The organism is Cellulophaga geojensis KL-A (genome assembly GCF_000568425.1).
Taxonomy (GTDB): Bacteria; Bacteroidota; Bacteroidia; order Flavobacteriales; family Flavobacteriaceae; genus Cellulophaga; species Cellulophaga lytica.
This window is the reverse complement of sequence record NZ_ARZX01000025.1, coordinates 1-26021: the sequence shown is the minus strand read 5'-3', so window position 1 is coordinate 26021 and position 26021 is coordinate 1. Positions and strand designations below refer to the sequence as shown.

The 26021-nt window shown below is 31.4% G+C and carries 23 protein-coding genes; 19 read left to right on the top strand and 4 right to left on the bottom strand.

The window, feature by feature from the left end:
- Positions 1-5 precede the first annotated feature (5 nt).
- The 3 genes from KLA_RS15210 (at position 6) to KLA_RS15200 (ending at position 3267) form a co-directional block, all read left to right on the top strand.
- Complete coding sequence (locus KLA_RS15210) at positions 6-1190, top strand: pyridoxal phosphate-dependent aminotransferase (protein WP_013620221.1); 1185 nt, start codon at positions 6-8, stop codon at positions 1188-1190.
- Positions 1191-1266: 76 nt separating this feature from the next.
- Positions 1267-2133, top strand: a complete 867-nt coding sequence (locus tag KLA_RS15205; protein WP_316931901.1) for an RluA family pseudouridine synthase — start codon at positions 1267-1269, stop codon at positions 2131-2133.
- Between the two features lie 60 nt (positions 2134-2193).
- Positions 2194-3267 (top strand): DUF3667 domain-containing protein, encoded by a 1074-nt coding sequence (locus KLA_RS15200; RefSeq protein WP_034646775.1) that lies wholly within the window; start codon positions 2194-2196, stop codon positions 3265-3267.
- 1 nt (position 3268) lies between these two features.
- On the opposite strand, the gene KLA_RS15195 is transcribed toward KLA_RS15200, so the two are convergent.
- Entirely contained in the window at positions 3269-3919 is a 651-nt protein-coding gene (locus KLA_RS15195) for a lysoplasmalogenase (protein WP_034646774.1), read from the bottom strand.
- Between the two features lie 122 nt (positions 3920-4041).
- Here KLA_RS15195 and KLA_RS15190 point away from each other — a divergent pair, with 122 nt between their 5' ends.
- Together KLA_RS15190 and KLA_RS15185 are read left to right on the top strand one after the other, a co-directional pair.
- Positions 4042-4890: a ChaN family lipoprotein gene (locus KLA_RS15190; protein ID WP_013620225.1), complete on the top strand. Its 849-nt coding sequence runs from the start codon at positions 4042-4044 to the stop codon at positions 4888-4890.
- 11 nt (positions 4891-4901) lie between these two features.
- Complete coding sequence (locus KLA_RS15185; RefSeq protein ID WP_034646773.1) at positions 4902-5387, top strand: nuclear transport factor 2 family protein; 486 nt, start codon at positions 4902-4904, stop codon at positions 5385-5387.
- Here the strand turns inward: KLA_RS15185 and KLA_RS15180 are convergent.
- Both KLA_RS15180 and trkA read right to left on the bottom strand, forming a co-directional pair.
- On the bottom strand, positions 5353-6843 hold the full coding sequence (locus KLA_RS15180; protein WP_034646772.1) for a TrkH family potassium uptake protein: 1491 nt from the start codon (positions 6841-6843) through the stop codon (positions 5353-5355). The two genes, KLA_RS15185 and KLA_RS15180, sit on opposite strands and share 35 nt — an antisense overlap.
- A 1-nt stretch (position 6844) precedes the next feature.
- Entirely contained in the window at positions 6845-8194 is a 1350-nt protein-coding gene (gene trkA, locus KLA_RS15175; protein ID WP_034646771.1) for a Trk system potassium transporter TrkA, read from the bottom strand.
- A gap of 287 nt (positions 8195-8481) precedes the next feature.
- Between trkA and ubiE the strand changes: the two genes are divergently transcribed.
- The gene (ubiE, locus tag KLA_RS15170) at positions 8482-9210 is read left to right on the top strand and encodes a bifunctional demethylmenaquinone methyltransferase/2-methoxy-6-polyprenyl-1,4-benzoquinol methylase UbiE (protein ID WP_034646799.1); all 729 of its coding nucleotides are present in this window, start codon (positions 8482-8484) and stop codon (positions 9208-9210) included.
- Positions 9211-9224: 14 nt separating this feature from the next.
- Positions 9225-9920 (top strand): porin family protein, encoded by a 696-nt coding sequence (locus tag KLA_RS15165; RefSeq protein WP_013620230.1) that lies wholly within the window; start codon positions 9225-9227, stop codon positions 9918-9920.
- 3 nt (positions 9921-9923) lie between these two features.
- On the opposite strand, the gene KLA_RS15160 is transcribed toward KLA_RS15165, so the two are convergent.
- Positions 9924-10649 carry a TrmH family RNA methyltransferase gene (locus KLA_RS15160; protein WP_013620231.1) on the bottom strand — a complete coding sequence of 242 codons (726 nt, stop codon included), beginning with the start codon at positions 10647-10649 and terminating at the stop codon, positions 9924-9926.
- A 24-nt stretch (positions 10650-10673) separates the two neighbouring features.
- Here KLA_RS15160 and KLA_RS15155 point away from each other — a divergent pair, with 24 nt between their 5' ends.
- From KLA_RS15155 to KLA_RS15100, 12 genes are all read left to right on the top strand, one after another.
- Positions 10674-13250, top strand: coding sequence for a BamA/TamA family outer membrane protein (locus KLA_RS15155; RefSeq protein ID WP_034646769.1), 2577 nt, complete (start codon positions 10674-10676; stop codon positions 13248-13250).
- A 58-nt stretch (positions 13251-13308) separates the two neighbouring features.
- Positions 13309-14376 carry a class II fructose-bisphosphate aldolase gene (gene fbaA, locus KLA_RS15150; protein ID WP_034646768.1) on the top strand — a complete coding sequence of 356 codons (1068 nt, stop codon included), beginning with the start codon at positions 13309-13311 and terminating at the stop codon, positions 14374-14376.
- A gap of 33 nt (positions 14377-14409) precedes the next feature.
- On the top strand, positions 14410-15288 hold the full coding sequence (gene accD, locus KLA_RS15145) for an acetyl-CoA carboxylase, carboxyltransferase subunit beta (RefSeq protein ID WP_034646767.1): 879 nt from the start codon (positions 14410-14412) through the stop codon (positions 15286-15288).
- Positions 15289-15491: 203 nt separating this feature from the next.
- Positions 15492-15761, top strand: coding sequence for a 30S ribosomal protein S15 (gene rpsO, locus KLA_RS15140; RefSeq protein ID WP_013620235.1), 270 nt, complete (start codon positions 15492-15494; stop codon positions 15759-15761).
- 218 nt (positions 15762-15979) lie between these two features.
- Positions 15980-18238, top strand: a complete 2259-nt coding sequence (locus KLA_RS15135) for a polyribonucleotide nucleotidyltransferase (protein WP_034646765.1) — start codon at positions 15980-15982, stop codon at positions 18236-18238.
- A gap of 149 nt (positions 18239-18387) precedes the next feature.
- Complete coding sequence (locus KLA_RS15130) at positions 18388-19095, top strand: VWA domain-containing protein (protein ID WP_034646764.1); 708 nt, start codon at positions 18388-18390, stop codon at positions 19093-19095.
- A 332-nt stretch (positions 19096-19427) separates the two neighbouring features.
- Positions 19428-20234 carry a pyrroline-5-carboxylate reductase gene (gene proC, locus KLA_RS15125; protein ID WP_013620238.1) on the top strand — a complete coding sequence of 269 codons (807 nt, stop codon included), beginning with the start codon at positions 19428-19430 and terminating at the stop codon, positions 20232-20234.
- Between the two features lie 2 nt (positions 20235-20236).
- On the top strand, positions 20237-21007 hold the full coding sequence (gene proB, locus KLA_RS15120) for a glutamate 5-kinase (protein WP_013620239.1): 771 nt from the start codon (positions 20237-20239) through the stop codon (positions 21005-21007).
- Positions 21008-21018: 11 nt separating this feature from the next.
- The gene (locus tag KLA_RS15115) at positions 21019-22218 is read left to right on the top strand and encodes a glutamate-5-semialdehyde dehydrogenase (protein WP_034646762.1); all 1200 of its coding nucleotides are present in this window, start codon (positions 21019-21021) and stop codon (positions 22216-22218) included.
- A gap of 241 nt (positions 22219-22459) precedes the next feature.
- Complete coding sequence (locus KLA_RS15110) at positions 22460-23893, top strand: glycosyltransferase (protein WP_034646760.1); 1434 nt, start codon at positions 22460-22462, stop codon at positions 23891-23893.
- 233 nt (positions 23894-24126) lie between these two features.
- Complete coding sequence (locus tag KLA_RS15105) at positions 24127-24990, top strand: RNA polymerase sigma factor RpoD/SigA (RefSeq protein WP_013620242.1); 864 nt, start codon at positions 24127-24129, stop codon at positions 24988-24990.
- Between the two features lie 275 nt (positions 24991-25265).
- Positions 25266-25970, top strand: coding sequence for a hypothetical protein (locus KLA_RS15100; RefSeq protein ID WP_034646758.1), 705 nt, complete (start codon positions 25266-25268; stop codon positions 25968-25970).
- The last annotated feature ends 51 nt before the right edge of the window (positions 25971-26021 follow it).

Below are 26021 nucleotides of genomic sequence, written 5' to 3'. Positions count from 1 at the left end.
AAAGTATGAGCAATCACTTATCTAACAGAATTACAAACATGTCTACCTCTGCCACTTTAGCAATGGCAGCAAAAGCAAGAGAATTACGCAACGCTGGTAAAGATATTATTGGTTTAAGCTTAGGAGAACCAGATTTTAATATTCCAGATTTTATTAAAGACGCAGCTAAACAAGCTATTGATGATAACTACAGTAGTTATTCTCCTGTAGATGGTTATGCAGATTTAAAACAAGCTATTGCAAATAAGTTTAAAAGAGATAACAATTTAACATACGGACTTAACCAAATTGTGGTTAGTACAGGTGCTAAACAATCTTTAGCAAACATAGCAATGTGTATGCTTAACAAAGGAGACGAAGTAATTTTACCTGCTCCTTACTGGGTTAGCTATAGTGATATTGTTAAACTTGCAGAAGGAACTCCTGTAGAAGTAGCTACTAGTATAGATACAGATTTTAAAATGACCCCTGCTCAGCTAGAAGCAGCTATTACCCCTAACACTAAAATGATGTGGTTTAGCTCTCCTTGTAACCCAAGCGGATCTGTATACAGCAAAGAAGAGTTAGAAGGCTTAGCAGAAGTATTAAAAAAGCACCCTAATATTTATGTGGTTTCTGATGAAATTTATGAACACATAAACTTTAGAGGAGGACACGTTAGTATTGCCGGTATAGATGGTATGTATGAGCGTACCATAACAGTAAACGGTGTATCTAAAGCATTTGCAATGACAGGATGGCGTATTGGCTTTATTGGTGCTCCAGAATTTATTGCTAAAGCGTGTACTAAATTTCAAGGACAAAACACAAGTGGTGCTAATGCTATTGCACAACGCGCTACAATTGCTGCACTTGAAGCTCCCGTAAGCAAAATACAGTTTATGATAGATGAGTTTCATAAAAGAAGAGATCTTGTTTTAGAACTATTAGGACAAATAGAAGGGTTTAACTTAAATGTACCTGAAGGCGCTTTTTATGTTTTTCCAGACATCTCTGCGTTTTTTGGTAAAACTTTAAACGGTACTACTATTAACAACGCGTCAGACTTATCTATGTACTTATTAGAAAATGCAAATGTTGCTACAGTAACAGGTGAAGCTTTTGGCAATCCTAACTGTATCCGTATTTCTTATGCTGCATCAGAAAAAGAATTAAAAGAAGCTATAAGCAGAATTAAAGCTGTTTTATAATTATATACTTAAAAACTACAAAAGGGTCTTATTAGCATTTGCTATAAGACCTTTTTTTATAATTTTACTTTAAAAAATAATTATTACAATAGAGACACACATAGCGGTTACACAAAAAGAACCTATTAGGTTTCAAGACTATGGAACTGGTATTTTTACAGGTATAAGCACAAAATCTGCTTTAAAAAAAGCAATAAAAAAGGGGTTAATTTATATTGATGAAAAAAAAGCATCTACTGGAACATTTATTTATGGGTCTGAAAAAATAACCTTTAACAAACCTGAAGAAAACAACACAAAAAAGAGATTAAATTTAAAGTTAGAAGTTGTATTCCAAGACAATTACCTTGCTATTATTAATAAGCCACCAGGAATTTTAGTTAGTGGTAATACCTTTAAAACCATAGATAACGCACTAGAACAAAATATTACTAAAAGTAGTTTACCAGATGCTACCAAACCTAGACCTGTACATAGGCTAGATTTTCCCACAACCGGACTCCTTATTATTGGTAAAACCTCTGCAAGTATATTAGCATTAAACAAACTGTTTGAAAACAAAAAAATACAGAAAACCTATTTAGCAGTTACCATTGGTGAAATGTTAAAAAAAGGAACTATTAATACCAATGTAGATAACAAAGAAGCTTTTACAACTTATAACGTATTAAAAACAGTTACCTCTAACAAATTTAACTATCTAAACCTTGTTAAACTAGAACCTAAAACCGGCAGAAAACACCAATTAAGAGTACACTTATCTTCAATTAACAACCCTATTTTAGGAGATGCAAAATATGGTATTCCTGGAAAAATTATAAAAGGAAAAGGACTTTATTTACACGCATACTCTTTAGACTTTACACACCCTTTTACCAATAAAAAAATATCTGTAACTAAAGAGCCTCATAATAAATACACAAAAATTTTCCCGATGCTCTAGTTCTAAAAAGAGTTATTTTTTTTACATAAAATAATTACCTTAGCCATAAAACCAATGTAAATGCCCAACCAAGATATCAACTGCAAAAACTGCGAAAATAAATTTGACGCTAATTTTGAATATTGCCCACATTGTGGACAAAAAGTTAACGATAAACTTACGGTTGGCGTATTATTTAGCAATACAATTAAAAATTACTTTTCTGTAGATGCTCGTTTTTTTAAAAGTTTTTTTCCATTGCTTTTAAAACCTGGCTACTTACCATCTAAATTTATAGAGGGCAAGCGCCTGTTATATTTACATCCCGCACAACTCTACTTATTTTCTTCAATTGTGTTCTTCTTTTTATTTTCATTTAAAGTAAGTAAACAAGAGCGCCAAATTAGAGAAAGTGTAAAATCAGAGAAAACACTTAAGCAAACTATAGATTCTATAAAAGAGTACAATACTACCGATTCTTTAGCTGCCGCCACTGTTATAAAAAAACTAAAGCAAAGTCAAGATAAAACAGGTTTAAAAGATGAGGAATTAGCCAAGTTAGATTCTATTATTAAAGGACAAAATTATAAGGGTGATGACTTCATGACTTTTGGTTTTAACGAATCTAAAGTAGACTCTTTAATAGCTATTAACGCTCCAGACTCTTTAATAACTAAAGAAATGGGCAGAAAAGAAGATGCTGGTTATTTTACTAAAAAAGCATATACTCAAGTTTTAAAACTTTATAAAGATAATGGTAGTTTAGCAAGCATACTACACTCGTTTTATGACACTATACCAATTGCTTTATTTTTTCTGTTACCAATATTTGCTTTCATCTTAAAAATTTTATTTTTCAACAAAAATCCGTTTGCTTACCACTTGGTATTTGCTTTTTACTACTTCTCTTTCCTGTTTAGTACTTTTATAATTTTACTAATTATGAACTATATATGTTCTGGGTTTCCTGGATTTTTACAGTTTTTAATTGTGCTATCAACTTTTATATATTTATGTATTGCTGTTAAAAAGTTCTACAACCAAAGTTGGCTTTCTAGCTTTTTAAAAAGCTCATTAGCTACATTTATTTATTTTGTTATTGTTATACCAATTGCCATTACAATACTAAGCACTTTTGCTTTTTTAGCATACTAACTTATTTAGTGTTTTTTAGATACATAGTAGAATTTGCAATAATACCAATAGCAAGCCAATATGTTAGCAAAATTAACACTCCTGAGTAATTGAAAGCTTGTACAAATTTATTGTAAGCCAAAATAGCGTCTGATATTAAAAACAAACTAACAGCTATTGCTATAGTCAAAAATACACCACCCTTGTGTTTTATGTAGAGATTAATACCTTGCCAACACATAAATAAAATAAACAGAATATAAACACCAACCACAATAACCAACTCTCCTAAACCTTTATAAATAAAACTATAGTAAGCAATACCAGTTGTAAGTAAAACAACAAGTGGCCGTATGTTTAAATTAATTCCGTTTAAAGAAATAAAACTATACGCAAATAATATATGAGCCACTAAAAAAGAAGCTAACCCATAAATAAAATAGTTATTATTTAAAAGCAATGTATCTCCCAACAAGCAAAACAACAAAGCTGTTAATACAGTTATAAAATATTTTTTAGGCTTTCTTTTTCCAAATACAACAACAACAGCTATAATTAAAATAGTGGTTAAGGGTTTTAAGTAATTGTACAATTCTAGATTTTTAACATACTGACTATAAATAGCTGCAAAAGCAGATATCAATATTGCTACATTTAATATTTTTTTACCCATAAATTCTTCATTATAAAATTACTCTACCTAAATATATGCAACTTTCTTTATACAATTTTTTAAATACATTTTACACTTAATAATATTCATTAATTTAGTCCTACTTAAAAAAAATTACAATTGTGAAAATATTTCAGATTACTATTGCCATACTTTTCTCCTTATCAATATACAGCCAAAAACCTGCATATGTAATTTACAATGCAAAAGGTAAAAAAGTGAGTTATAAAAAAATGATTAAGAACCTTAACCAAAAAGATATTATTTTATTTGGAGAGTTGCACAATAATGCTATTGCCCATTGGCTAGAATTAGAGGTTACCAAAGATATACACAAGAACAAAACAGTTACACTAGGTGCAGAAATGCTAGAAGCCGATAACCAAACACAACTAACTAATTATGTTAACGGAGTAATTGACGCAAAGACTTTAGATACAGTAGCAAGACTATGGCCTAATTACAATACAGATTATGCTCCGCTAGTAAACTATGCTAAAAAAAATAAACTACACTTTATTGCCACCAACATACCTAGAAGGTACGCTAACTTAGTATACAAAAAAGGTTTTAAAAGCCTAGATACTTTAAGTGCACAAGAAAAAGAATGGATTGCTCCTTTACCTATTACTTTTGATAGTGAGTTGCCTACCTATAAAAACATTTTAAAAATGATGGGAGATCATGGCACACCAGAACTTGTTATGGCACAAGCTATAAAAGATGCTACAATGGCACATTTTATACTAAAAAATTACAAAGCCAACACAACTTTTATACACTATAATGGAGCTTACCACTCTAACAACTACGAAGGCATTTTGTGGTATTTAAAGAATGAAAATAACACCTTAAACTACGCGACAATAAGTACTGTAAACCAAGAAGACCTTACCAAACTAAAAGAAGAACATTTAAACATTGCAGATTATATTATTTGTGTTGATGCTGATATGACTACAACCTACTAAACCAAACAAAAATGACCAACCAAGAGCTTATTAAAAAGTTTTACACCTCTTTCTCTAATGCAGATGTAAATGGTATGCTTAGTTGTTACCACGACAACATTATATTTACAGATCCAGCCTTTGGCACACTAAAAGGAGACAGAGCAAAGGCAATGTGGCAAATGTTATTAAGTAAAAGTAATGGCGGAACACAAATAACGTTTAACACTATTAAAACCAATAAAAACACAGGAAGTGTACACTGGAAAGCAGTATACAACTATGGCCCAAAAAAAAGAAGCGTAGTAAATAACATAACTGCAAATTTTACTTTCTTAGACGGAAAAATAATAGAACACACAGATAGCTTTAACTTATGGAAATGGTCTAAACAAGCATTAGGTATAAGTGGCTATTTATTAGGATGGTCTTCTTTTTTTAAAACTAAAATACAAACCAAAACCAATAATTTACTAGACAAGTTTATATCCTCTTCCAAAAATACGGAGTTAAAATAATAAGTACCGTAAACAACTCTAATCTACCAGCTAACATTAAAAAGGCTGTCCACCATTTTCCTAAAGCAGGTAAACTATCAAAATTAGCTAACGGATTTAAACTTCCTAAACCAGGGCCAACATTGCCCAAAGAAGTAGCTGCACCACCTATTGCAGATATAAAATCTAACCCTAAAAAACTAAGCACTAAGGCACCTATTATAAAAAGTAACATATACAATACTAAAAAAGCTATAATGTTGTATACAATTTTTTCTGGCACCATTTTATTGTTGTAACGCACAGGTATAATTGCATTTACATGTAGTGTACGTTTAAACTCTAACAATCCGTTTTTTATAATTAGCAAGTGACGCATAACTTTAATACCACCAGCTGTAGACCCTGCACAGCCACCTAAAAACATAAGTCCAAAAAAGAAAACCGTTAAAAAAGGGGTCCAACTAGTAAAATCCGCAGTTACAAAACCAGTAGTAGTAATAACAGATATTATCTGAAACAATGTATGCCTAAATGCACTTTCAGCTTCACCCAAAATCATAGGATGATAATCAGACACAGGCACTTCTGCTTTTAAATAAACTGTAACAGCAGCTATTAATGTAAAAAAGACAACAAAGCCAGTATAAAACTTAAACTCTTCATCCTTAAGCATTTTTTGTATTTTACCTTTAAAAGCAAAGTAACTTAATACAAAGTTGCTACCTGCTAAAAACATAAATAAAATAACAATGTACTGTATTAGTGGGTCGTTATTCCAATAAGCTAAACTTGCATTTTTAGTAGAAAAACCACCAGTAGACAATGTTGCTAAGGAGTGATTTATAGCATCAAAAAAAGACATTCCTGCCAGTTGTAATAATATTGTTTCTGCTACAGTATAACCTACATAAATATACCACAATCTCTTTGCGGTATCTGTAATACGTGGGTGTAATTTATCTGCACTAGGACCAGGAGATTCTGCAGAAAATAACTGCATACCACCAATACCTAAAATTGGCAAAATTGCTATAGCTAAAACAATAATACCCATACCACCAATCCAGTGAGTTAAACTTCTCCAGAAAAGAACACCTTCTGGTAAAATTTCAATATCATTTAAAATAGTTGCCCCTGTTGTTGTGTAACCAGAAACTGTTTCAAAAAAAGCATTGGTAAAACTAGGTATAGAGTCTGTAAATAAATACGGTAACACTCCAGAAATAGACATCACAATCCACCCAAATGTTACAATTAAATACCCCTCTTTTCTCTTTACTTCTTTTTTGTGCCCTTTTGTACTTAACATTGCCATAGCACCAGCTGCTAATGTTACTAATGCAGCCATAGCAATTTCTAATGTAGCACCATCTTTATAAATTGCGCTAATACCAGCAGACAAACCCATAAATCCGCCGTTGCAAAGTAGCAACAAGCCCATTATGTGAACAATAATTTTATAATTAAGCGTCATTTTACAAGAAAAGCTTTTCAATTTTAGGAATAGACCTTGGCAAACAACATACCACTACTCTATCTCCTTCTAAAATTTTAAAATCACCAAGAGCTATAATACCATCTCCGTCTCTTACAACACCACCAATGGTTGCAGACCTAGGAAAATCTAACTCCTTAATAATTTGCCCATTAACAACAGAATTTGGTTTTACAACAAACTCTAAAATTTCTGCATTAAGGTTGTTTAAACGTGTCATTGCTACAACTTCTCCACGTCTTATATGTTTAAATATATTATTAGCCGCTAATAATTTTTTATTAATTAGGGTATCTATGCCAATAGTGTGCGATAGCTGAAAATAATCCATATTTTCTACTAATGCTATAGTTTTTTTTATGTTTCTAGACTTAGCTACCAAACAAGACATAATATTGGTTTCTGAGTTAGATGTTACTGATATAAATGCATCCATAGCATCTAAATTTTCTTCCTCTAAAACCTCAACAATTCTACCATCTGCATTAATTACTAAGGCATTTGGTAAATCATCGGCAAGTTGCATTGCTCTTTCCTTGTCTTTTTCTATTAATTTAACATTAAATCTTTTTCCGCATAAATCACGAGCAGTTTTATAACCTAACTTACTACCTCCGTGAATCATTACATTTTTAATTTGTCTTTTTTCTTTACCTGTTAATTTTAAAAGATCATCTAATCCTTCTTTAGAAGTAATAAAATATACCTGATCTCCTTTCATAAACTCAGTATCACCTCTAGGGATAATAGTATACTGCGTTCCTACACGCTGTATAGCTATTGGCATAAAATTTAATTCAGGAAAAATGCGCGCTGCTTCTTTTACCATTTTACCTACAAAAGGTGCAGATTTTGGCAAGCAAACTCCAATCATAATTAGTGCTCCATCCTCAAACTCATAACTCTCATTAAAAGCAGATTGGTTTAGTAACAACTGTATTTCTGTAGCAGCTAACTCTTCTGGAGAAATTAATTCGTCTACTCCTAATTTTTCAAAATTAAGAGCCTCTTTATTCCTTATAAATTCTGTATTGGATATACGGGCAATTGTACGCTTACAGCCCAATTGCTTAGCCATAATACATAGTGTTAGGTTTGTAGTTTCTGATGACGTAACACCTATTACAAGGTCAGATTTTTCAACCTGAGCATCTTTTAAAACTGCAATAGATGTAGCATCGCCTTTTAAAACACGAATGTCTAAATGACTATCTGCGTAAGCTAAACTTTCTTTATAGGTATCTATTAAGGTAATGTCTTGCGACTCAAAAGACAATAATTTTGCCAAATGAAAACCAACCTCTCCTGCTCCTGCTATTATTATTTTCATAAATATTTTTAACTAAGCCAAAACCTACCCTAGTAAACTTTGGAGGGCAAAATTACTCAATTTTATGCAATTGACTGGTATATAGACGTAAAAACAAAAAACAACTTGCAGTATACTTTTTACACCTTATATATTTCGTTGCTAACCAGTTAACTTGCACGTTTAAATCCCTAATTTTTAAAACGTATAATACCTACATATATTACATAATGGCAGGTTTTAGCTCTTTTAAGGCTCTAAAATGCATAAAATGTAACCATTGTACTATCTTTGCAAAAAAAATAATAATGGCAGAAAAAGTTACTCCCTATAAAGATTCTAAACTTGGAAAAAAAGAACAGGTTACACAAATGTTTGATACCATTTCTAAGAATTATGATGGCTTAAACAGAGTAATTTCTTTTGGCATAGATGTTAAATGGCGTAAAAGAGTTGTAAATCTTATAAAAAGTAAAAAGCCAGAAACCATTTTAGATATTGCTACTGGTACAGGTGACCTTGCTATTAACTTAACAAAAACAGGTGCTACTAAAATTACTGGCTTAGACATTTCTCCAGGAATGTTAGAAGTAGGCAAACAAAAAGTAGCTGCAAAAAATTTAAGTAACACCATAGATATGATTATTGGTGATAGTGAAAACTTACCTTTTAGTGACAACACTTTTGATGCTATTACTGTTGCTTTTGGTGTGCGTAATTTTGAAAACTTAGACAAAGGGTTAACAGAAATTTTACGAGTATTAAAACCCAAAGGAACTTTTGTAGTTTTAGAAACTTCTGTACCTACAAAAACTCCTTTTAAACAAGGCTATAAATTTTACACCAAATACATACTACCTACTATAGGAAAACTATTTTCTAAAGACCGTACTGCATACTCTTATTTGTCTGAATCTGCATCTATTTTTCCTCATGGAGAAGAGTTCAACAATATTTTACAAAAAAATGGGTTTATATCTATAGAGAATAAGCCGCAAACTTTTGGAGTTGCATCCATTTACGTTGCATCTAAATAAGATATGAAAATCTAATGAAAAAAATTCTGTTTCTTTTTTTGTGCCTTTTTATTGCTGGCAACACTGCAAATGCTCAGTTTAATGAAGATCCTATTATAAATTTAGAATCGGAAGATTTACGTCCTTTAAACTGGGGGTATTTTTTAGGTTTTAACCAATATGATTTTAAGTTTGATTACAAAGATGACCTAGGTGATGTTTTGGTTGATAAATCTCTTGGGTTTAATGTGGGTTTAATTGGTGAACTGCGCTTAAACGAATTTTTAGATTTACGTTTTGAACCTGGACTGCACTACACAAAAAGAACATTAGGGTTTAGGGGTTTTACAGATGCTAATGATGCAATTAGAGAAATAAAAAGTACCTACATTAATTTTCCGCTTTTACTTAAAGTAAGCACAAGAAGAATTGGAAACTGGAAACCTTATATTATTGGAGGCGCATCTACATCTATGAACTTAAGCGCTAATGAAGACAGCGTAGAAGATAATAGTAGTGCTACATTTAGAATGAAAAAGAACACCTACTACTACGAAATGGGTTTTGGTATAGATTTTTACCTAGAGTACTTTAAATTTTCACCATCTATTAGAGGAGTTTTTGCTATTAATAATGAGTTAGTACCAGATGCTGACCCTAATAGCCCTTGGACAGGTAATATTAATTCTATGAAAACCAGAGGTATTTTTATAAACTTTACGTTTGAATAGTTTTTATCCTCGTCTTATTTCATTTAGCAAAATTGCAGTTGCTGTAGCTACATTTAAACTTTCTGTTGTTTTATTACCAAATTGAGGAATACTTATTTTTTTAGTAATTAATTCTTCTACCGTTTTAGATACACCGTTTGCCTCATTCCCCATTACTAAAACACCACTTTGTGCTGTAAAATCTTCTTTATAAACATTTTTACCATCCATAAAGGCACCATAAACAGGTAAATTTGTTTGCTTTAAAAAAGCTTCTAAATCTCCGTAAACTATATTAACCCTTGCTAATGAGCCCATTGTTGCTTGTATGGTTTTAGGGTTGTAGCAATCTACGGTTTGCTTAGAGCAAAATAAATTTGCAACACCAAACCAGTCACACAACCTTATTATAGTACCTAAATTACCAGGGTCACGCACATCATCAACCGCAACAAGCCAATTGTCTTCTATTATTTCTTTAGTTTTTGGCTGATAAAAAACAGCTAAGATGTTATTAGGTGTTTTTAAGGCACTAATCTTTTTTAAATCTGTTTCAGAAATTAACTCACACTTAAAAGCATTATCTTCTAAAACGGCATTGCTTGTTGTATAAATTGCATAAGGCTTTACCTTGGCATTTACCAACTCCTTTACCGTTTTTATACCTTCTACTACAAACAACTTATTTTCAGTTCGGTACTTTTTTTGCTGTAGATTTTTTATAAATTTTATTTGGCTTTTACTAACCATACAAATAATGTATTTTTGAACTCTATGAAAATGTGCTTACGTAACACAAAACATTTTGCTAAAATAAGTTTATTATTGCTAGTTATAGCAATAACATCTTGTAATGCGTTAAAAAAAGTAGAAGAAGATGAACTTTTACTAACCAAAAATACCATTACAGCAGATGGTAAAAAAATAAAAAATGAAGAAGCTTACAGTTTAATTTCTCAAAAACCAAATAGTAATTTATTAGGGTATCCTTTACGTTTAAATTTATACAATTTAGCAAAAGACAACCCAGACTCTTTATACCAAGTTTGGCTGCACAAAAAACCAAAACGTGTTGCCCGTTTAAACAAATTACTTTCTAAAAAACAGGTAGACGGTTTAGGAGAATCTTTTATTGTAAAAGGAGCTAGCCAATGGCTAAAAAATATTGGAGAATCACCAGCTATTATAGACACAACTAAAACATCTAAATCTGCCAAACTTTTAAAATCTTATTACGACAGTAAAGGATATTTTGACACAAAATCATTTTATCAAATAGATTCTAGCAACCGCAAACAACGTGCACAAATAAACTATAAATTAGAGCTTGGAGACCCTTACATTATAGATAGTATCACAAAAAACATTACATCAAAAACATTAGACTCTATTTACAAGTTAAACGCAGAAAATTCATTTTTAAAAGAAAAAGAGCAATACAATTCATCTAACTTTTATAAAGAACGAGAACGATTAACTAATTTATTTAGAAACTCTGGTATATTTAATTTTCAAGAGAGCTCTATAGAATATTTTATTCCTAGTGATAGTACTAAAAAACCTATTTCTAAAAAAATGGAGGTTGAACTACAAATTAGCAACCTAAAACAAAGAGGACAAAATAAACTTACTGCCTATAAAATTTTTAAGTTTGATACTATAAATATTTATACTGATTATTTTTTTGGAGATGATGTCTCTAAAATGAAATCTATCACCTATGATAATTACACTCTTTTTTATAAAGACAAGTTAAAGTATAAACCTAAAGCAATTACAAATGCTATTTTTATAAAAAAGGATAGTGTTTATAAAGAAATAAATAAGTCTAGGACCTACAAACAAATAAGCAACTTAAATACTTTTAAATACCCAAACATTACGTTTGATACTTTAAGCAATAGGCTTAAAACTAACATATACTTATCTCCTTTAAAAAAATACACATTAGAAACTAATATTGAAGGCACACACTCTAACATACAAAGGTTAGGTGCTGCGCTTAGTACATCTTTAAACATAAAAAATGTTTTTGGCGGTGCAGAAACACTTAGTATATCTGCACGTGGATCTGTTGGTGTTTTAAGTGAAGTTAACAACCCAAATGAAAACTCTGTTTCTGAAATTGGGGCTGATGTAAACTTAACTGTACCAAGAATTTGGATGCCATTTAAAACAAAGAAAATTATACCTCCTTATATGTTACCACAAACAAGAATGGTAATTGGTACAAATTTTCAGAAAAATATTGGTTTAGATAAGCAAAACTTTAACACTATTTTAGGGTACAACTGGTCTCCTACACAATTTAAAAAAAACTCTTTAGAGTTAATTAATATACAATTTATTAGAAACCTTAACCCAAATAGGTTTTATAATGTATACCAAAGCACCTACAAAAGGTTAGATGATGTAGCAGATGATTACCAAGATGATCCCGCATTAAGCGAGTTTTTTGAAACATCTGAGAACGATTCTGACCCAAAACTAATAATTCCTACTGGTACAAGTGGCTTTATAGACCAAGTTTTAAACCAAGGTTTAATACCTACCACATCAGACAACTACAAAGAAGTTAGAAGTATAGATGAAAGAGAAAAAAGATTAACTGAAAACAACCTTATTTTCTCTACAAGTTTCTCTTATTCTAAAGACAGTAGAAAGGGTGTTAATGACAATGACTTTCATCAATTTAAAATTAAGGTAGAAAGCGCAGGAAACTTACTTTCTCTTATATCCGGAATTACAAAATTTAATGAGAATGAAGACGGACACAAAGAAATATTTGGTGTTCCTTTCTCCCAGTACATAAAAACAGATTTTGACTATATAAAACACTGGAGTTTTCCGTCTCAAAATGTTTTAGCTTTTAGAGGTTTCTTAGGTTTAGCAGTACCTTACGGCAACTCTAATAGTGTACCATTTGCCAAAAGTTACTTTGCAGGTGGCTCTAATGACAACCGTGCATGGAACGCCTATTCATTAGGTCCAGGTAGCACACAATCTTTAAACGATTTTAATGAGGCCAACCTAAAAATTGCTGCAAATTTAGAATTTAGATTTCCTATTGCGGGTAGTATAAAAGGAGCTTTATTTGCAGATGCCGGTAACATTTGGAACGTTTTTGATAACGAAGAAAACGAAGATGCAATTTTTAAAGACTTTAATTCTTTAGAAGAAATTGCACTAGGCACTGGCTTTGGTTTAAGGTATGATTTTTCATACTTTGTACTGCGTTTAGATACGGGTTTTAAAACATACAATCCAGAGTTAGAAGCGTCAAAAAGATGGTTTAACGACTATAATTTTAGCAATGCAACAATTAACATTGGTGTTAATTATCCTTTTTAACCCTAAATATTTTATTACTTTTGCTATGTTAATCTAATAAAATACCAACACATAAAGTATGGCTCATAACATTAAACCAGGAGTTGCTACAGGCGACCAAGTACAAGAAATTTTTAACTACGCAAAAGAAAAAGGCTTTGCCTTACCTGCTGTTAACGTAATTGGATCTGACACTATAAACAGTGTTTTAGAAACTGCAGCTAGCTTAAACGCTCCTGTAATTATTCAGTTCTCTAATGGAGGCGCACAATTTAACGCTGGTAAAGGATTGTCTAATGAAAACCAAAAAGCTGCTATTGCTGGTGCAGTTGCAGGTGCTAAACACGTTCATGAATTAGCAAAAGCTTATGGTGCAACTGTTATTTTACATACAGACCACTGCGCTAAAAAATTATTACCTTGGATTGATGGTTTACTAGATGCTAGTGAAAAACATTATGCAGAAACTGGTAAATCTTTATTTAGCTCACATATGATAGATTTATCTGAAGAGCCAATTGAAGAAAATATTGAAATTTGTAAAGAATATCTTGCTAGAATGGCAAAAATGGATATGACTTTAGAAATAGAATTAGGTATAACTGGAGGTGAAGAAGACGGTGTAGATAATACAGATGTAGATGATTCTAAACTTTACACACAACCAGAAGAAGTTGCATATGCTTACGAAGAGTTATCTAAAGTAAGCCCTAAGTTTACAATTGCAGCTGCATTTGGTAATGTACACGGTGTTTACAAACCAGGTAATGTAAAATTAACTCCAAAAATTTTATTAAATTCACAAGAGTATATCTCTAAAAAATACAATGTAGAAGAAAACCATATAGACTTTGTTTTTCACGGAGGATCTGGTTCTACTTTAGAAGAAATTAGAGAAGCTATAGGATACGGAGTAATAAAAATGAATATTGATACAGATTTACAATATGCATTTTTAGAAGGTGTAAGAGATTATGTAATGGGTAAAAAAGACTATTTACAATCACAAATAGGAAACCCAGAAGGTGCAGATGTACCAAATAAAAAGTTTTACGATCCGAGAGTTTGGCTTCGTGAAGGAGAAAAAACGTTTAGTACACGTTTAAAGAAAGCATTTGAGGATCTTAATAATGTAAACACATTATAACAAACAGATCCCCACTTAACTTAATATTATTTTATGTCGGCTTGGTTTAAAAGAAAAGAAAAAGGAATACAGACAGCTACAGAAGAGAAAAAAGACACACCTAAAGGATTGTGGTACAAATCTCCAACAGGTAAAATTGTTGAGTCTGAAGTTTTAGCAAAGAATTTTTACGTTAGTCCAGAAGATGACTACCACGTAAGAATAGGAAGTAAGGAATATTTTGAAATACTTTTTGACGATAATAAGTTTAAAGAATTAGACGAGAAATTAACTTCTAAAGATCCTTTAAAGTTTGAAGACACTAAAAAGTATGTAGACCGCTTAAAAGCTGCTGAGAAAAAAACAGGATTAAATGACGCTGTTAGAACCGCTATTGGAAAATCTAATGGTAGTGATATAGTTATTGCCTGTATGGATTTTAGCTTTATTGGCGGCTCTATGGGTAGTGTTGTTGGCGAAAAAATAGCAAGAGCTATAGATTTTGCTATTAAAAAGAATGTTCCTTTTATGATGATTTCAAAATCTGGAGGAGCACGTATGATGGAGGCTGCATTATCCTTAATGCAACTAGCAAAAACATCTGTTAAGTTAGCACAACTTGCAGAGGCTGGCTTACCATACATATCTTTATGTACAGACCCAACTACGGGTGGTACAACAGCATCTTACGCAATGTTAGGAGATATTAACATATCTGAACCTGGAGCCTTAATTGGCTTTGCAGGTCCTAGAATTGTAAAAGACACTACTGGTAAAGACCTTCCTGAAGGTTTTCAGTCTGCAGAATTTTTAAAAGAACACGGGTTTTTAGATTTTATTACACACAGAAGAGATTTAAAACAAAAAATAAATCTTTATCTAGATTTAATTCAGAACAAACCTGTTCGTAAACATAAACCTATGTCTGCGTAAGCAACATTATTTTATAATTTTACAACCCTTGATTTATTATTATCAAGGGTTGTTTTTATTAGCAACATATCCAATTAAAGTAAAAATAGTATTCGCACAAAAAAATCTACACAGGTTAAGCTAAAGTGTAATAAATAAATTGTATATTTGCGGCTTGATTGAAAACCAATCACATACATAAAAATCATTAAATAAATATTGGAATGTATTTAACAAAAGAAGTAAAAGCCGAAATCTTTAAGAAATACGGTAAAAACGAAAACGATTCTGGTACTGCAGAAGCACAAATTGCTTTGTTCACACACAGAATTAACCACTTAACAGGTCACTTAAGAAATAATCATAAAGATTATAACACAGAGCGTTCTCTAGTTAAATTGGTAGGTAAAAGAAGAAGTCTTTTAGATTACTTAATCAAAAAAGATATTGTACGTTACCGTGCTATTATTAAAGAATTAGGTATTAGAAAATAATACATAAAGGGAAAGCAATGCTTTCCCTTTTTTTATACTAGTTAATTTATAATATTTATCTTAGCTAAAATTACAAAGACCTTGTTTTAGTACAAGGCAAAATTAAAAGCTTATTTATAGTTTTTCATTGGTCAACACAACAACACAACACCTCGCCCAACAAGGCGTAAGACCATTGTTTAACAAGCCTTAAAATTATAAGGCTTTAAAAAAAATTTATGATTCCAAAAGTATTTAAAGAGGTCATAGACCTTGGGGACGGTAGAGAAATCTCTATTGAAACCGGAAAATTAGCAAAACAGGCCCACGGTTCTGTTGTTGTTCAATCTGGAAATTGTATGTTACTATGTACGTTAGTTTCTAACTACAAACAAAGTGATGTAGATTTTCTTCCTTTAACGGTAGATTACCGTGAAAAATTTGCTTCTGCAGGTCGTTATCCTGGTGGTTTCTTCAAAAGAGAAGCAAGACCTAGTGATGGTGAAGTATTAACTATGCGTTTAGTAGACCGTGTTTTACGTCCACTTTTCCCAAAAGATTACCACGCAGAAACTCAAGTTATGATACAGTTAATGTCTCATGATGAAAATGTAATGCCTGATGCTATGGCTGGTTTAGCAGCATCTGCAGCAATACAATTATCTGATGTACCTTTTGAAACTCCTATCTCTGAAGCTAGAGTTGGTCGTATTAATGGTGAATTCATCATTAACCCAACCAGAGCTCAATTAGAAGAATCTGACATTGATATGATGATTGGTGCTTCTGCAGACTCTGTAATGATGGTTGAGGGTGAAATGCTTGAAATTTCTGAAGAAGAAATGGCAGAGGCAATTAAATTTGCTCACGAAGCAATTAAAGTACAATGTGCTGCTCAAGTAAAATTAGCAGAAGCTTTTGGTAAAAAAGAAACACGTGAGTATGAGCCAGAAAGAGAAGATGAAGATTTAGCTAAGAAAATTTATGATATGGCATATGATAAAGTATATGCTGTAGCTAAAGCAGGCTCTTCTAAACACGAAAGAAGCACTGCTTTTGGTGAAATAAAAGAAGAAATAAAAGCTACTTTTTCTGAAGAAGAATTAGCAGACTATGGAGACTTAGTTTCAAAATACTACGCTAAAGCAGAAAAAGCTGCAATACGTAACTTAACTTTAGATGAAGGTTTACGTTTAGATGGTCGTAAGACTGATGAAATTAGACCAATTTGGTGTGAGGTAGATTACCTACCATCTACACACGGTTCTTCTATTTTTACACGTGGAGAAACTCAAGCATTAGCAACAGTTACTTTAGGAACTTCTAGAGAAGCTAACCAAATAGATATGCCATCTTACGAAGGTGAGGAGCGTTTTTATTTACACTACAACTTCCCTCCTTTTTCTACTGGTGAGGCTCGTCCTTTAAGAGGTACTTCTCGTCGTGAGGTTGGTCACGGTAACTTAGCACAACGTGCATTAAAAAATATGGTTCCCGCAGATTGCCCTTACACTGTTCGTGTAGTATCTGAGGTGTTAGAGTCTAACGGTTCTTCTTCTATGGCAACTGTTTGTGCTGGTACAATGGCATTAATGGATGCTGGTGTGCAACTTATTAAGCCAGTTTCTGGTATTGCAATGGGATTAATTTCTGATGCAGAAACAGGTAAATACGCTGTATTATCAGATATTTTAGGTGATGAAGATCATTTAGGTGATATGGACTTTAAGGTAACAGGTACTGCAGACGGTATTACTGCTTGCCAAATGGATATTAAAGTAAAAGGACTTTCTTATGAAATTCTTGTAAATGCTTTAAAACAAGCACGTGAAGGACGTTTACACATTTTAGGTAAATTAACAGATACTATTTCTGCTCCTGCAAGTGATGTTAAATCTCACTCTCCAAAAATGATTACCAGAAGAATTCCTAACGAATTTATTGGTGCATTAATTGGCCCAGGTGGTAAAGTTATTCAAGAGCTTCAGAAAGAAACAGGTACTACTATTGTAATTAATGAAGACCCTGAAACAGAAGAAGGTGTTGTTGAAATTTTAGGTACTGGACAAGATGGTATAGATGCTGTTTTAGCTAAAATAGATTCGCTATTATTTAAACCAGAAAAAGGTAGTGTTTACGAAGTTAAAGTAATTAAAATGTTAGATTTTGGTGCTGTTGTAGAATATACAGAGGCTCCTGGAAACGAGGTTTTATTACACGTATCTGAGTTAGCATGGGAACGCACAGAAAATGTAACCGATGTTGTAAATATGGGAGACGTTTTTGACGTAAAATATTTTGGCGTAGATCCTAGAACGCGTAAAGAAAAAGTATCTAGAAAAGCTTTATTACCTAAACCAGAAGGTTATGTAGAAAGAGCTCCTAGAGAAAATAAAGGACGAGATAATAAAGGTAGAGATAATCGTGGTCGTGACAATCGTGGTCGTGACAATCGTCGTGATGATCGTAAACCAAGAGAAAACAAAAAAGAAGATTAATTTATAATTTTCTTAAAATTATTAAGCCCAGCAATATTAAATTGCTGGGCTTTCTTTTTAGTTAAAAGAGGCTTTTAAAAAATTACTATTAACTAATTGTAAATCTAAAATAATAGTACTTTAGCTTTTTAAATAAAATGAAACACAAAATGAAAACAAAAAGAACACTAACCGTAATTACCCTTATTACTATTTGCACCCTGTTACAATCTTGCTATGTTGCAAAAAAGTCTGATGATTTTTTTGGAATTGAAACATCTACCAAAAACACATTATACCTTATAGATGTTTCTGGAAGTATGGAAGGTATTGATGAAGGCTCTGTAAAAGACCAAGTAGTAAGAGAAGTAGGCAACAAAGCTGGTAATCAAGTTAGCAAAGCTATTGGTGGTAAAATTGGCTCTATTTTAGGGAAACAAGTTACTAAAGAAGCTACCAAGCTTGGCGCTGTAAAACGTAAATTAATACCTGCAATAAAAGGACTTCCTGATGGAAAAAAATTCTTAGTTTTTTCTTTTAATAATAATGTTACAAAACAAGCTACAGAATTTAGAGTAGCTAGCAATACTACCAGAACATCATCTAACATATTTGTTCAAAATCTAAAAGCTAGTGGAGGAACTAATACTTTAGAAGGGTTATTAGAAGCATTATCTACAGCAGATGTTCAAGAAATTGTATTAATGAGTGATGGTCTTCCTAACAGCGGACCCAAAGCTGTTTTAGAAGAAATTAAAAAAGTAAATACTAGCAATATTATTATACATACTATTGCTTTTGGTGAAGATGCAGATTTAGATTTTATGAGAACACTAGCTCAAGAAAATAATGGTACATTTATTACTTCAAAAATGTAATATTACTTTACAGCAGCATAACTGTAATCTACTAAAAATTTTAAAAAACAATAAAAAAAGTCCAAAAATTAATATTTTTGGGCTTTTTTTTATCTAAAAACGCATTTTTTTGTCAAAAACCGACATTTTTTACCGACAGTATGTCACCTTTGTTTTGCTTTAAAAAAATTTCAATTTAAAATATTGCAAGCTTTTTACATATAGCTTAACAACATCATAATCTATAGACGTATGATTATCAAATTAATGATTTCCTAAAATTAGACTTTAATATCTGGACTCTTGCATAATACTTGTGCCACTTAATGTATATAAAACAATATATACAAAAAATGAAAGTATTAGTAATTGGTGCAGGTAATATGGGGTTAACATACTCAGAAGGTATGTCCAAATCTCCACTTCTAAATAAGCATAAACTTAGAATTTACGACACCGATCCAAAAAAAATTGAAACACTTAGAGAAAACCCAGCATTTAATGTTTTTGACAATTTAGAAGATTGTCTTCCACAATCAGACTTGGTTTTTATTGCTGTTAAACCTTATCATAGTGATGATTTATTTTCTAAAATGAAAACTATGCTAAACAACCAGCAAATAATTGTATCCTTAATGGCAGGCGTTACAATACAATCTATTAAAGATCGTCTAAACACAACAAAAGTAATACGCACAATGCCAAATTTACCAGCACAGGTTGGTAAGGGTGTTACATCGTATACAGAGTCTAAAGATGTATCTAAAATAGAACTCCTAATGGTTCGTAATTTACTAGATACTACAGGAACATCTATACATGTTAAAACAGAAAATTTTATAGATGCATCTACAGGAATCTCAGGAAGTGGTCCTGCATATGTTTTTTACTTTATGCAATCTATGCTAGAAGCCGCTTTAAAAATGGGCTTTTCTGAGTACGACTCTAAAGTTCTTGTTAGTAGTACTTTTGAAGGCGCTATAGAGCTTTTTAACCAAAATGATATTTCTCCAAAAAAATGGATAGACCGCGTTGCATCTAAAGGTGGTACCACACAAGCTGCTATAGATTCTATGGAAGACAACAACGTAAAACAGCTTATACAAGATGCCGCATATGCTGCATTTAATAGAGCTATAGAAATGGGTAAAGAAAAGTAAAAATGGAAATTAAAAGAGTAGTTGTAAAAGTAGGTACTAACGTTCTTACAAATAAAGATAACAGAATTTTAGGTCCAATTTTAAAAGAACTTGTACGACAAATATCTGTTTTATATGAAAGAGATATTATGGTTGTACTAGTTTCATCTGGCTCTGCTATAGCAGGAAAAGAAATTTTAGGAGAGACTAATATTACTGACAAATCTACTAGAAGACAGGTATATTCTTCCGTTGGACAGCCAAGACTAATGAGGCACTATTACAGTCTTTTTAGCGATTATGGTATGCGTTGCGCCCAAGTTTTAGCAACTAAAAGAGATTTTGATTTGGGTGTACATAGAGATAATATGATCAATTGTTATGAAGGTTTACTATCTGAAGGCATAATACCAATTGCCAATGAAGATGATGCCGTTTCTGTAACAATGTCTATGTTTTCTGATAATGATGAATTAGCAAGTTTAGTTGCAGAGTTAATTGATGCAGACAGACTTATTATTTTATCTGATACAGATGGCTTATACACTGGGCATCCTGATGATGAAAACTCTAAAAAAATTAGTGAGGTTACTTATGACCAAGATGTAGAAAAATATGTAAAAGCCAGTGGCAAAAAAGAAGGCGAAGGCCGTGGCGGTATGGCATCTAAATTAAAAATAGCAAAAAGTACCGCTAAAAAAGAGATTCCTACTTACATAGCAAATGGAAAAAAACAAAATGTTATTGTAGATATTATTGATAATAAAAAGATAGGAACAAAATTTATTCATTAAAATAAAAATATATGAAATTATTAAGCTCCAAAATAAAAAATAACGTTCTAGAATCAATGATTAAAATTATTGACAATGACAGAGATAAAATTCTAGAAGCGAATAAAAAAGACATTGAAGCTTTTAACAAAGAAGATCAGGCATTATTAGACCGTTTAATTGTTAACAACAGTAAAATAGACGGTATGATAAAAGCTATAGTAGAAGTAAAACAACAAGAAGACCCCGTTGGCAAAGAAATATCTAATCTAACTTTAGATAGTGGTCTAGTGGTTACCAACAAAACAGCTCCATTTGGAACCATTCTTATTATATATGAATCTAGACCAGATGTTACTATTGAAGCTGCTGTTTTAGCCTTTAAAGCTAACAACAAAATTTTACTAAAAGGTGGTAAAGAAGCACTGCATAGTAATACAATTTTAGAAAAATGTTGGCATAGAGCTTTAGAAGAAAATAATGTTTCTAAAGACTGGATAAAACTATTGCATTTACAAAGAGAAGAAACGCAAGAGTTTTTAAAAAATCCTCCGGAAAAGCTAGATTTAATTGTTCCTAGAGGTGGTGAGCGTTTAATTAAATTTGTAAAAGATAATGCTAGTTGCGCTGTACTTGTAAGCGGCCGTGGCAACAACTTTTTGTATGTAGCCCAAGATGCAGATTGGACCAAAACAATTAATGTTATTGTTAATGCAAAAACGCATAAAATATCGGGCTGTAATGCGTTAGATAAAGTGCTAATAAATAAAAACATTAATGATTACGAAGCTAAAGTAAAAGAACTAGAAATAGTTTTAAAACAACTTAATGTTAGCATAGTTACAGATAATAATATAGCCAACTTAATACCAGAAAATGAAAAAATTACCGCTGATGATATTTGGTATCAAGAGTTTTTAGCTCTCAAAATTCTTATAGCAGAAGTTAGTGGTATTGACGATGCAATAGAAAAAATTAATACTTATTCTGGCGGACACTCTGCTTCAATTTTAACAGAGGACACTAAAAAAGCAACAACATTTATGCAACAGGTAGATAGTGCTGCGGTTTACCACAATGCATCTACTAGGTTTACAGATGGTGGACAAATGGGAGTGGGTGCTGAACTAGCTATTAGTACAGATAAACTACACCACAGAGGTCCACTTGGCTTAAAACAATTGGTTACAAATAAATATTATGTATTTGGAGACGGGCACATAAGAGAGTAAGTAAAAACTGGTTTATTTTACTTCAAAAAAAGAGACTATTTCTAAGCTTAGAAATAGTCTCTTTTTTATTTTCATCAAATAGCTAACACTACCAAATTCTCTGTTATTTAACAAATTGTTAACAATTTGAACTTAAAGCCATACTTTTTCTTAAGATATTCATAAATAAAAAATTCTAAAAATCTAAAATAGCATTCAGTTCGTAAAACTAACAGAGAACAGAGTTAAAAACTATAAAATTATGAACACTATACCTATGCTATTAAAAACTTCATATCAAAAGACTGCAACAATTTTTCAAGATTTTAAAATGTCTGTAGACGAAAAAGTAAGCGCCTCTAAAGAAAATAATTCTTTGGCTATATTAGTTTTAGCAACAACCTTTTTACTGTTATTAGGTTCTATTTACTATATGGTAACTTTTCAAAACGATTTTCTTCAGTTTAACCAAAACAGAACAAACTCTACTTTTGGTTTAATTTTTATGGTTATTGCTACTACATTATTGGTATTTAAAGTTGCCTTTTTTCTTTTTGTATTATATAGATATTTTAAATATAAACCTATAGCATCTGTTTCTGATGATAAGTTACCAAGAGTAACTGTTATTGTACCTGCTTACAATGAAGGCAAACAAGTACATGACACTTTAGTTAGTTTAATAAATAGCGATTTCCCTAAAGAAAAATTACAATTAATATCTATTGATGATGGTAGTGCTGATGACACTTGGGATTGGATGAAAAAAGCCAAACAACGACTAGGAGAAAGTGTAGAAATTTACCAACAGCCAGAGAATAAAGGCAAAAGACACGCATTATACCGTGGTTTTAATTTAGGAACTGGAGATGTTTTTGTTACTGTAGATAGTGACTCTATAGTAGACGCAGATACTCTACGTAATTTAGTTAGTCCGTTTGTTGTTAATGAAAAAGTTGGTGCCGTAGCTGGTAATATTAGAGTTTTAAACAAAGCAAAAGCATTAATCCCTAAAATGCTAGACGTAAGTTTTGTTTTAAGTTTTGAGTTTGTGCGTTCTGCAGAGAGTACATTAAATTCAGTTTTATGCACACCTGGTGCTTTAGCAGCATACCGTAGCTCTGCTGTTTTTAAAGTATTACCTAAGTGGATAAACCAAACCTTTATGGGAAAACCTTCAGATATTGGTGAAGACAGAGCTATGACAAATATGATTTTAAAAGAAGGCAATCACGTGCTTTTTCAAAGAAATGCAAATGCATATACTAATGTTCCAGAAAAATACAAAGGCCTATATAAAATGTTTATTAGATGGGGAAGAAGTAATGTACGTGAAAATATAGAAATGGCTAAATACGTATTTACAAACTTTAGAAAAGAATCTAAAGCTGGTTCTAGATTATTATTTATAAACCAATCTTTAAAAATAATAATGAGTTACCCATTTTTATTATTTATGCTATTTTTTGTAGCCACTCACCCACTATTATTTTTAACATCTACACTTTTTAGTATTTTAATATTATCTACATTTTCTGTAATATTTTATTCTAACAAATACAAGCCGCAAGAGTCTTTATGGGCATACACTTATAGCATACTATACACATTTGGTTTATTCTGGATTACTCCTTATGCCATAGCAACAGCAAGCAGAAGAGGATGGTTAACACGTGGGTTGGCAGAAAAAAAATAAATTATATTACATATTATCATTAAAAAAAAGCGGGTATCAAATTTATACCTGCTTTTTTTATATCTAATAATGAAGCTATTAAATTAAAATTGAAATATTTTTTAAGGTTATTTACTTTATTTCGACTAAATAATCAGAAAAAGATAAATTTAACATTAATAAAATGTAACATTTCTTGTTTTTCTACGTATAAGTATATGCAGCCCTTTAGTTGCGCGTAAATTATATATTAAATGAGACAGCTTAAAATTACAAAACAGGTTACCAACAGGGAAACCGCATCGCTAGATAAATATTTACAAGAAATTGGTAAGGTAGACTTAATTACTGCCGATGAAGAAGTAGAATTAGCACAGCGAATTAAAGCGGGAGACCAAGTAGCCTTAGAAAAATTAACTAAAGCCAACCTTAGGTTCGTAGTTTCTGTTGCTAAGCAATACCAAAATCAGGGTTTAACATTACCAGATTTAATTAATGAAGGTAATTTAGGTCTTATAAAAGCTGCGCAACGTTTTGATGAAACTCGTGGATTTAAATTTATCTCTTATGCTGTTTGGTGGATTCGTCAATCTATATTACAAGCATTAGCAGAACAATCTCGTATTGTACGTTTACCTCTTAACAAAATTGGATCTATAAACAAAATTAATAAAACTTTTGCTTTTCTAGAGCAAGCACATGAGCGTAAGCCATCTGCAGAGGAAATTGCAAAGGAATTAGATATGACCATTGAAGACGTTAAGCAGTCTCTAAAAAATTCTGGCCGTCACGTATCTATGGATGCTCCATTAATTGATGGTGAAGATTCTAACCTTTATGATGTTTTACGTAGTGGCGAGTCTCCTAATCCAGACAGAGAATTATTAATTGAATCTTTACGCACTGAAATAGAACGTGCTTTAGAAACATTAACACCTAGGGAAGCAGACGTTATCCGTTTATACTTTGGTTTAGCAGAACAACACTCTATGACTTTAGAAGAAATTGGAGAAACTTTTGATTTAACTAGAGAAAGAGTAAGACAAATTAAAGAAAAAGCAATTAGAAGACTTAAACACACTTCTAGAAGCAAAATTTTAAAAACATATCTTGGATAAACCATAACGGTTTAGAAGCGCAAATCATTTTTTTAACAACACATAACAACAGTTGTTGTGTTTTTGGTATAAAAATTGTAATTTGTGAACTGTAACAACAGTTTATCATGACTGTTCGTTTTTTGATTGATGAATGAACTCCGGCTGATTACCGGAGTTTTTCAATTTATACACCTAACATAGAGTTAACTAACCAAAAGAACTCGTTTGCTCATTTCTACTTTTCTTGTTTTATAGTTTAATTTAAGTTTATTATAAATTAAACTATAAAACCTATGAAAAAAGCAATTATACTTCTAGCTATTATAATACAATCTTGCAACAACAAAGCAACTAAAAAACACGTAATTAATAGCAACACAGAACAAGAAAAAAGTAATTCTGTTAATAAAGAAATTGCAGATTTACCATTACAGATAGATTCTATAACCTCACAAATACTAATACATCCTATTATTTCTATAAGTGCAAATTCTAAAAACTACTTAAATAGAAGTTCTTATAAGAATGATAATATTACAAACGATAGAATTATCCACCATAATGACGTAATCACTGGAAATATCGTTAATTTGAAGTTTCAAGCTATAAACTCCAATAAGCTAATTTCATTATCCTCTAAAGATATACTAATTAACAATATTACTTTTTTAAGAGACACATACAAAAAAACAACTAAAGAAATTTTACTATACTCAGTAATAGACACAGATACAAATAATGACAAACAAATAAATCAGAAAGACCAATCTACGCTATATATAAGCTATATAGATGGTAGTTATTTTAAACGAATATCAATAACCAACAAAGATATTATACACCATTATAAATTTACTTTAGATAATCAAAAGTTATATTTTAACACATTAGTAAACACTAATAAAGACAATACATTAAACACACAAGACAGTATTTACTACGGATATATAGACTTGTTAAGCAATAATTTAAACATTATACCATACACACCCATATAAAACACCAAAAGCCCTAGGAAATATTTTCTAGGGCTTTTTTGTATGTATTAG

Excerpts from the sequence above, each read along its gene's own strand:
- KLA_RS15210 (WP_013620221.1), top strand. The coding sequence starts at position 6 with ATGAGCAATCACTTATCTAACAGAATTACAAACATGTCTACCTCTGCC.
- KLA_RS15200 (WP_034646775.1), top strand. The coding sequence starts at position 2,194 with ATGCCCAACCAAGATATCAACTGCAAAAACTGCGAAAATAAATTTGAC.
- KLA_RS15195 (WP_034646774.1), bottom strand. The coding sequence starts at position 3,919 with ATGGGTAAAAAAATATTAAATGTAGCAATATTGATATCTGCTTTTGCA.
- KLA_RS15185 (WP_034646773.1), top strand. The coding sequence starts at position 4,902 with ATGACCAACCAAGAGCTTATTAAAAAGTTTTACACCTCTTTCTCTAAT.
- KLA_RS15180 (WP_034646772.1), bottom strand. The coding sequence starts at position 6,843 with ATGACGCTTAATTATAAAATTATTGTTCACATAATGGGCTTGTTGCTA.
- trkA (WP_034646771.1), bottom strand. The coding sequence starts at position 8,194 with ATGAAAATAATAATAGCAGGAGCAGGAGAGGTTGGTTTTCATTTGGCA.
- ubiE (WP_034646799.1), top strand. The coding sequence starts at position 8,482 with ATGGCAGAAAAAGTTACTCCCTATAAAGATTCTAAACTTGGAAAAAAA.
- KLA_RS15165 (WP_013620230.1), top strand. The coding sequence starts at position 9,225 with ATGAAAAAAATTCTGTTTCTTTTTTTGTGCCTTTTTATTGCTGGCAAC.
- KLA_RS15160 (WP_013620231.1), bottom strand. The coding sequence starts at position 10,649 with ATGGTTAGTAAAAGCCAAATAAAATTTATAAAAAATCTACAGCAAAAA.
- KLA_RS15155 (WP_034646769.1), top strand. The coding sequence starts at position 10,674 with ATGAAAATGTGCTTACGTAACACAAAACATTTTGCTAAAATAAGTTTA.
- fbaA (WP_034646768.1), top strand. The coding sequence starts at position 13,309 with ATGGCTCATAACATTAAACCAGGAGTTGCTACAGGCGACCAAGTACAA.
- accD (WP_034646767.1), top strand. The coding sequence starts at position 14,410 with ATGTCGGCTTGGTTTAAAAGAAAAGAAAAAGGAATACAGACAGCTACA.
- rpsO (WP_013620235.1), top strand. The coding sequence starts at position 15,492 with ATGTATTTAACAAAAGAAGTAAAAGCCGAAATCTTTAAGAAATACGGT.
- KLA_RS15135 (WP_034646765.1), top strand. The coding sequence starts at position 15,980 with ATGATTCCAAAAGTATTTAAAGAGGTCATAGACCTTGGGGACGGTAGA.
- KLA_RS15130 (WP_034646764.1), top strand. The coding sequence starts at position 18,388 with ATGAAAACAAAAAGAACACTAACCGTAATTACCCTTATTACTATTTGC.
- proC (WP_013620238.1), top strand. The coding sequence starts at position 19,428 with ATGAAAGTATTAGTAATTGGTGCAGGTAATATGGGGTTAACATACTCA.
- proB (WP_013620239.1), top strand. The coding sequence starts at position 20,237 with ATGGAAATTAAAAGAGTAGTTGTAAAAGTAGGTACTAACGTTCTTACA.
- KLA_RS15115 (WP_034646762.1), top strand. The coding sequence starts at position 21,019 with ATGAAATTATTAAGCTCCAAAATAAAAAATAACGTTCTAGAATCAATG.
- KLA_RS15110 (WP_034646760.1), top strand. The coding sequence starts at position 22,460 with ATGAACACTATACCTATGCTATTAAAAACTTCATATCAAAAGACTGCA.
- KLA_RS15105 (WP_013620242.1), top strand. The coding sequence starts at position 24,127 with ATGAGACAGCTTAAAATTACAAAACAGGTTACCAACAGGGAAACCGCA.
- KLA_RS15100 (WP_034646758.1), top strand. The coding sequence starts at position 25,266 with ATGAAAAAAGCAATTATACTTCTAGCTATTATAATACAATCTTGCAAC.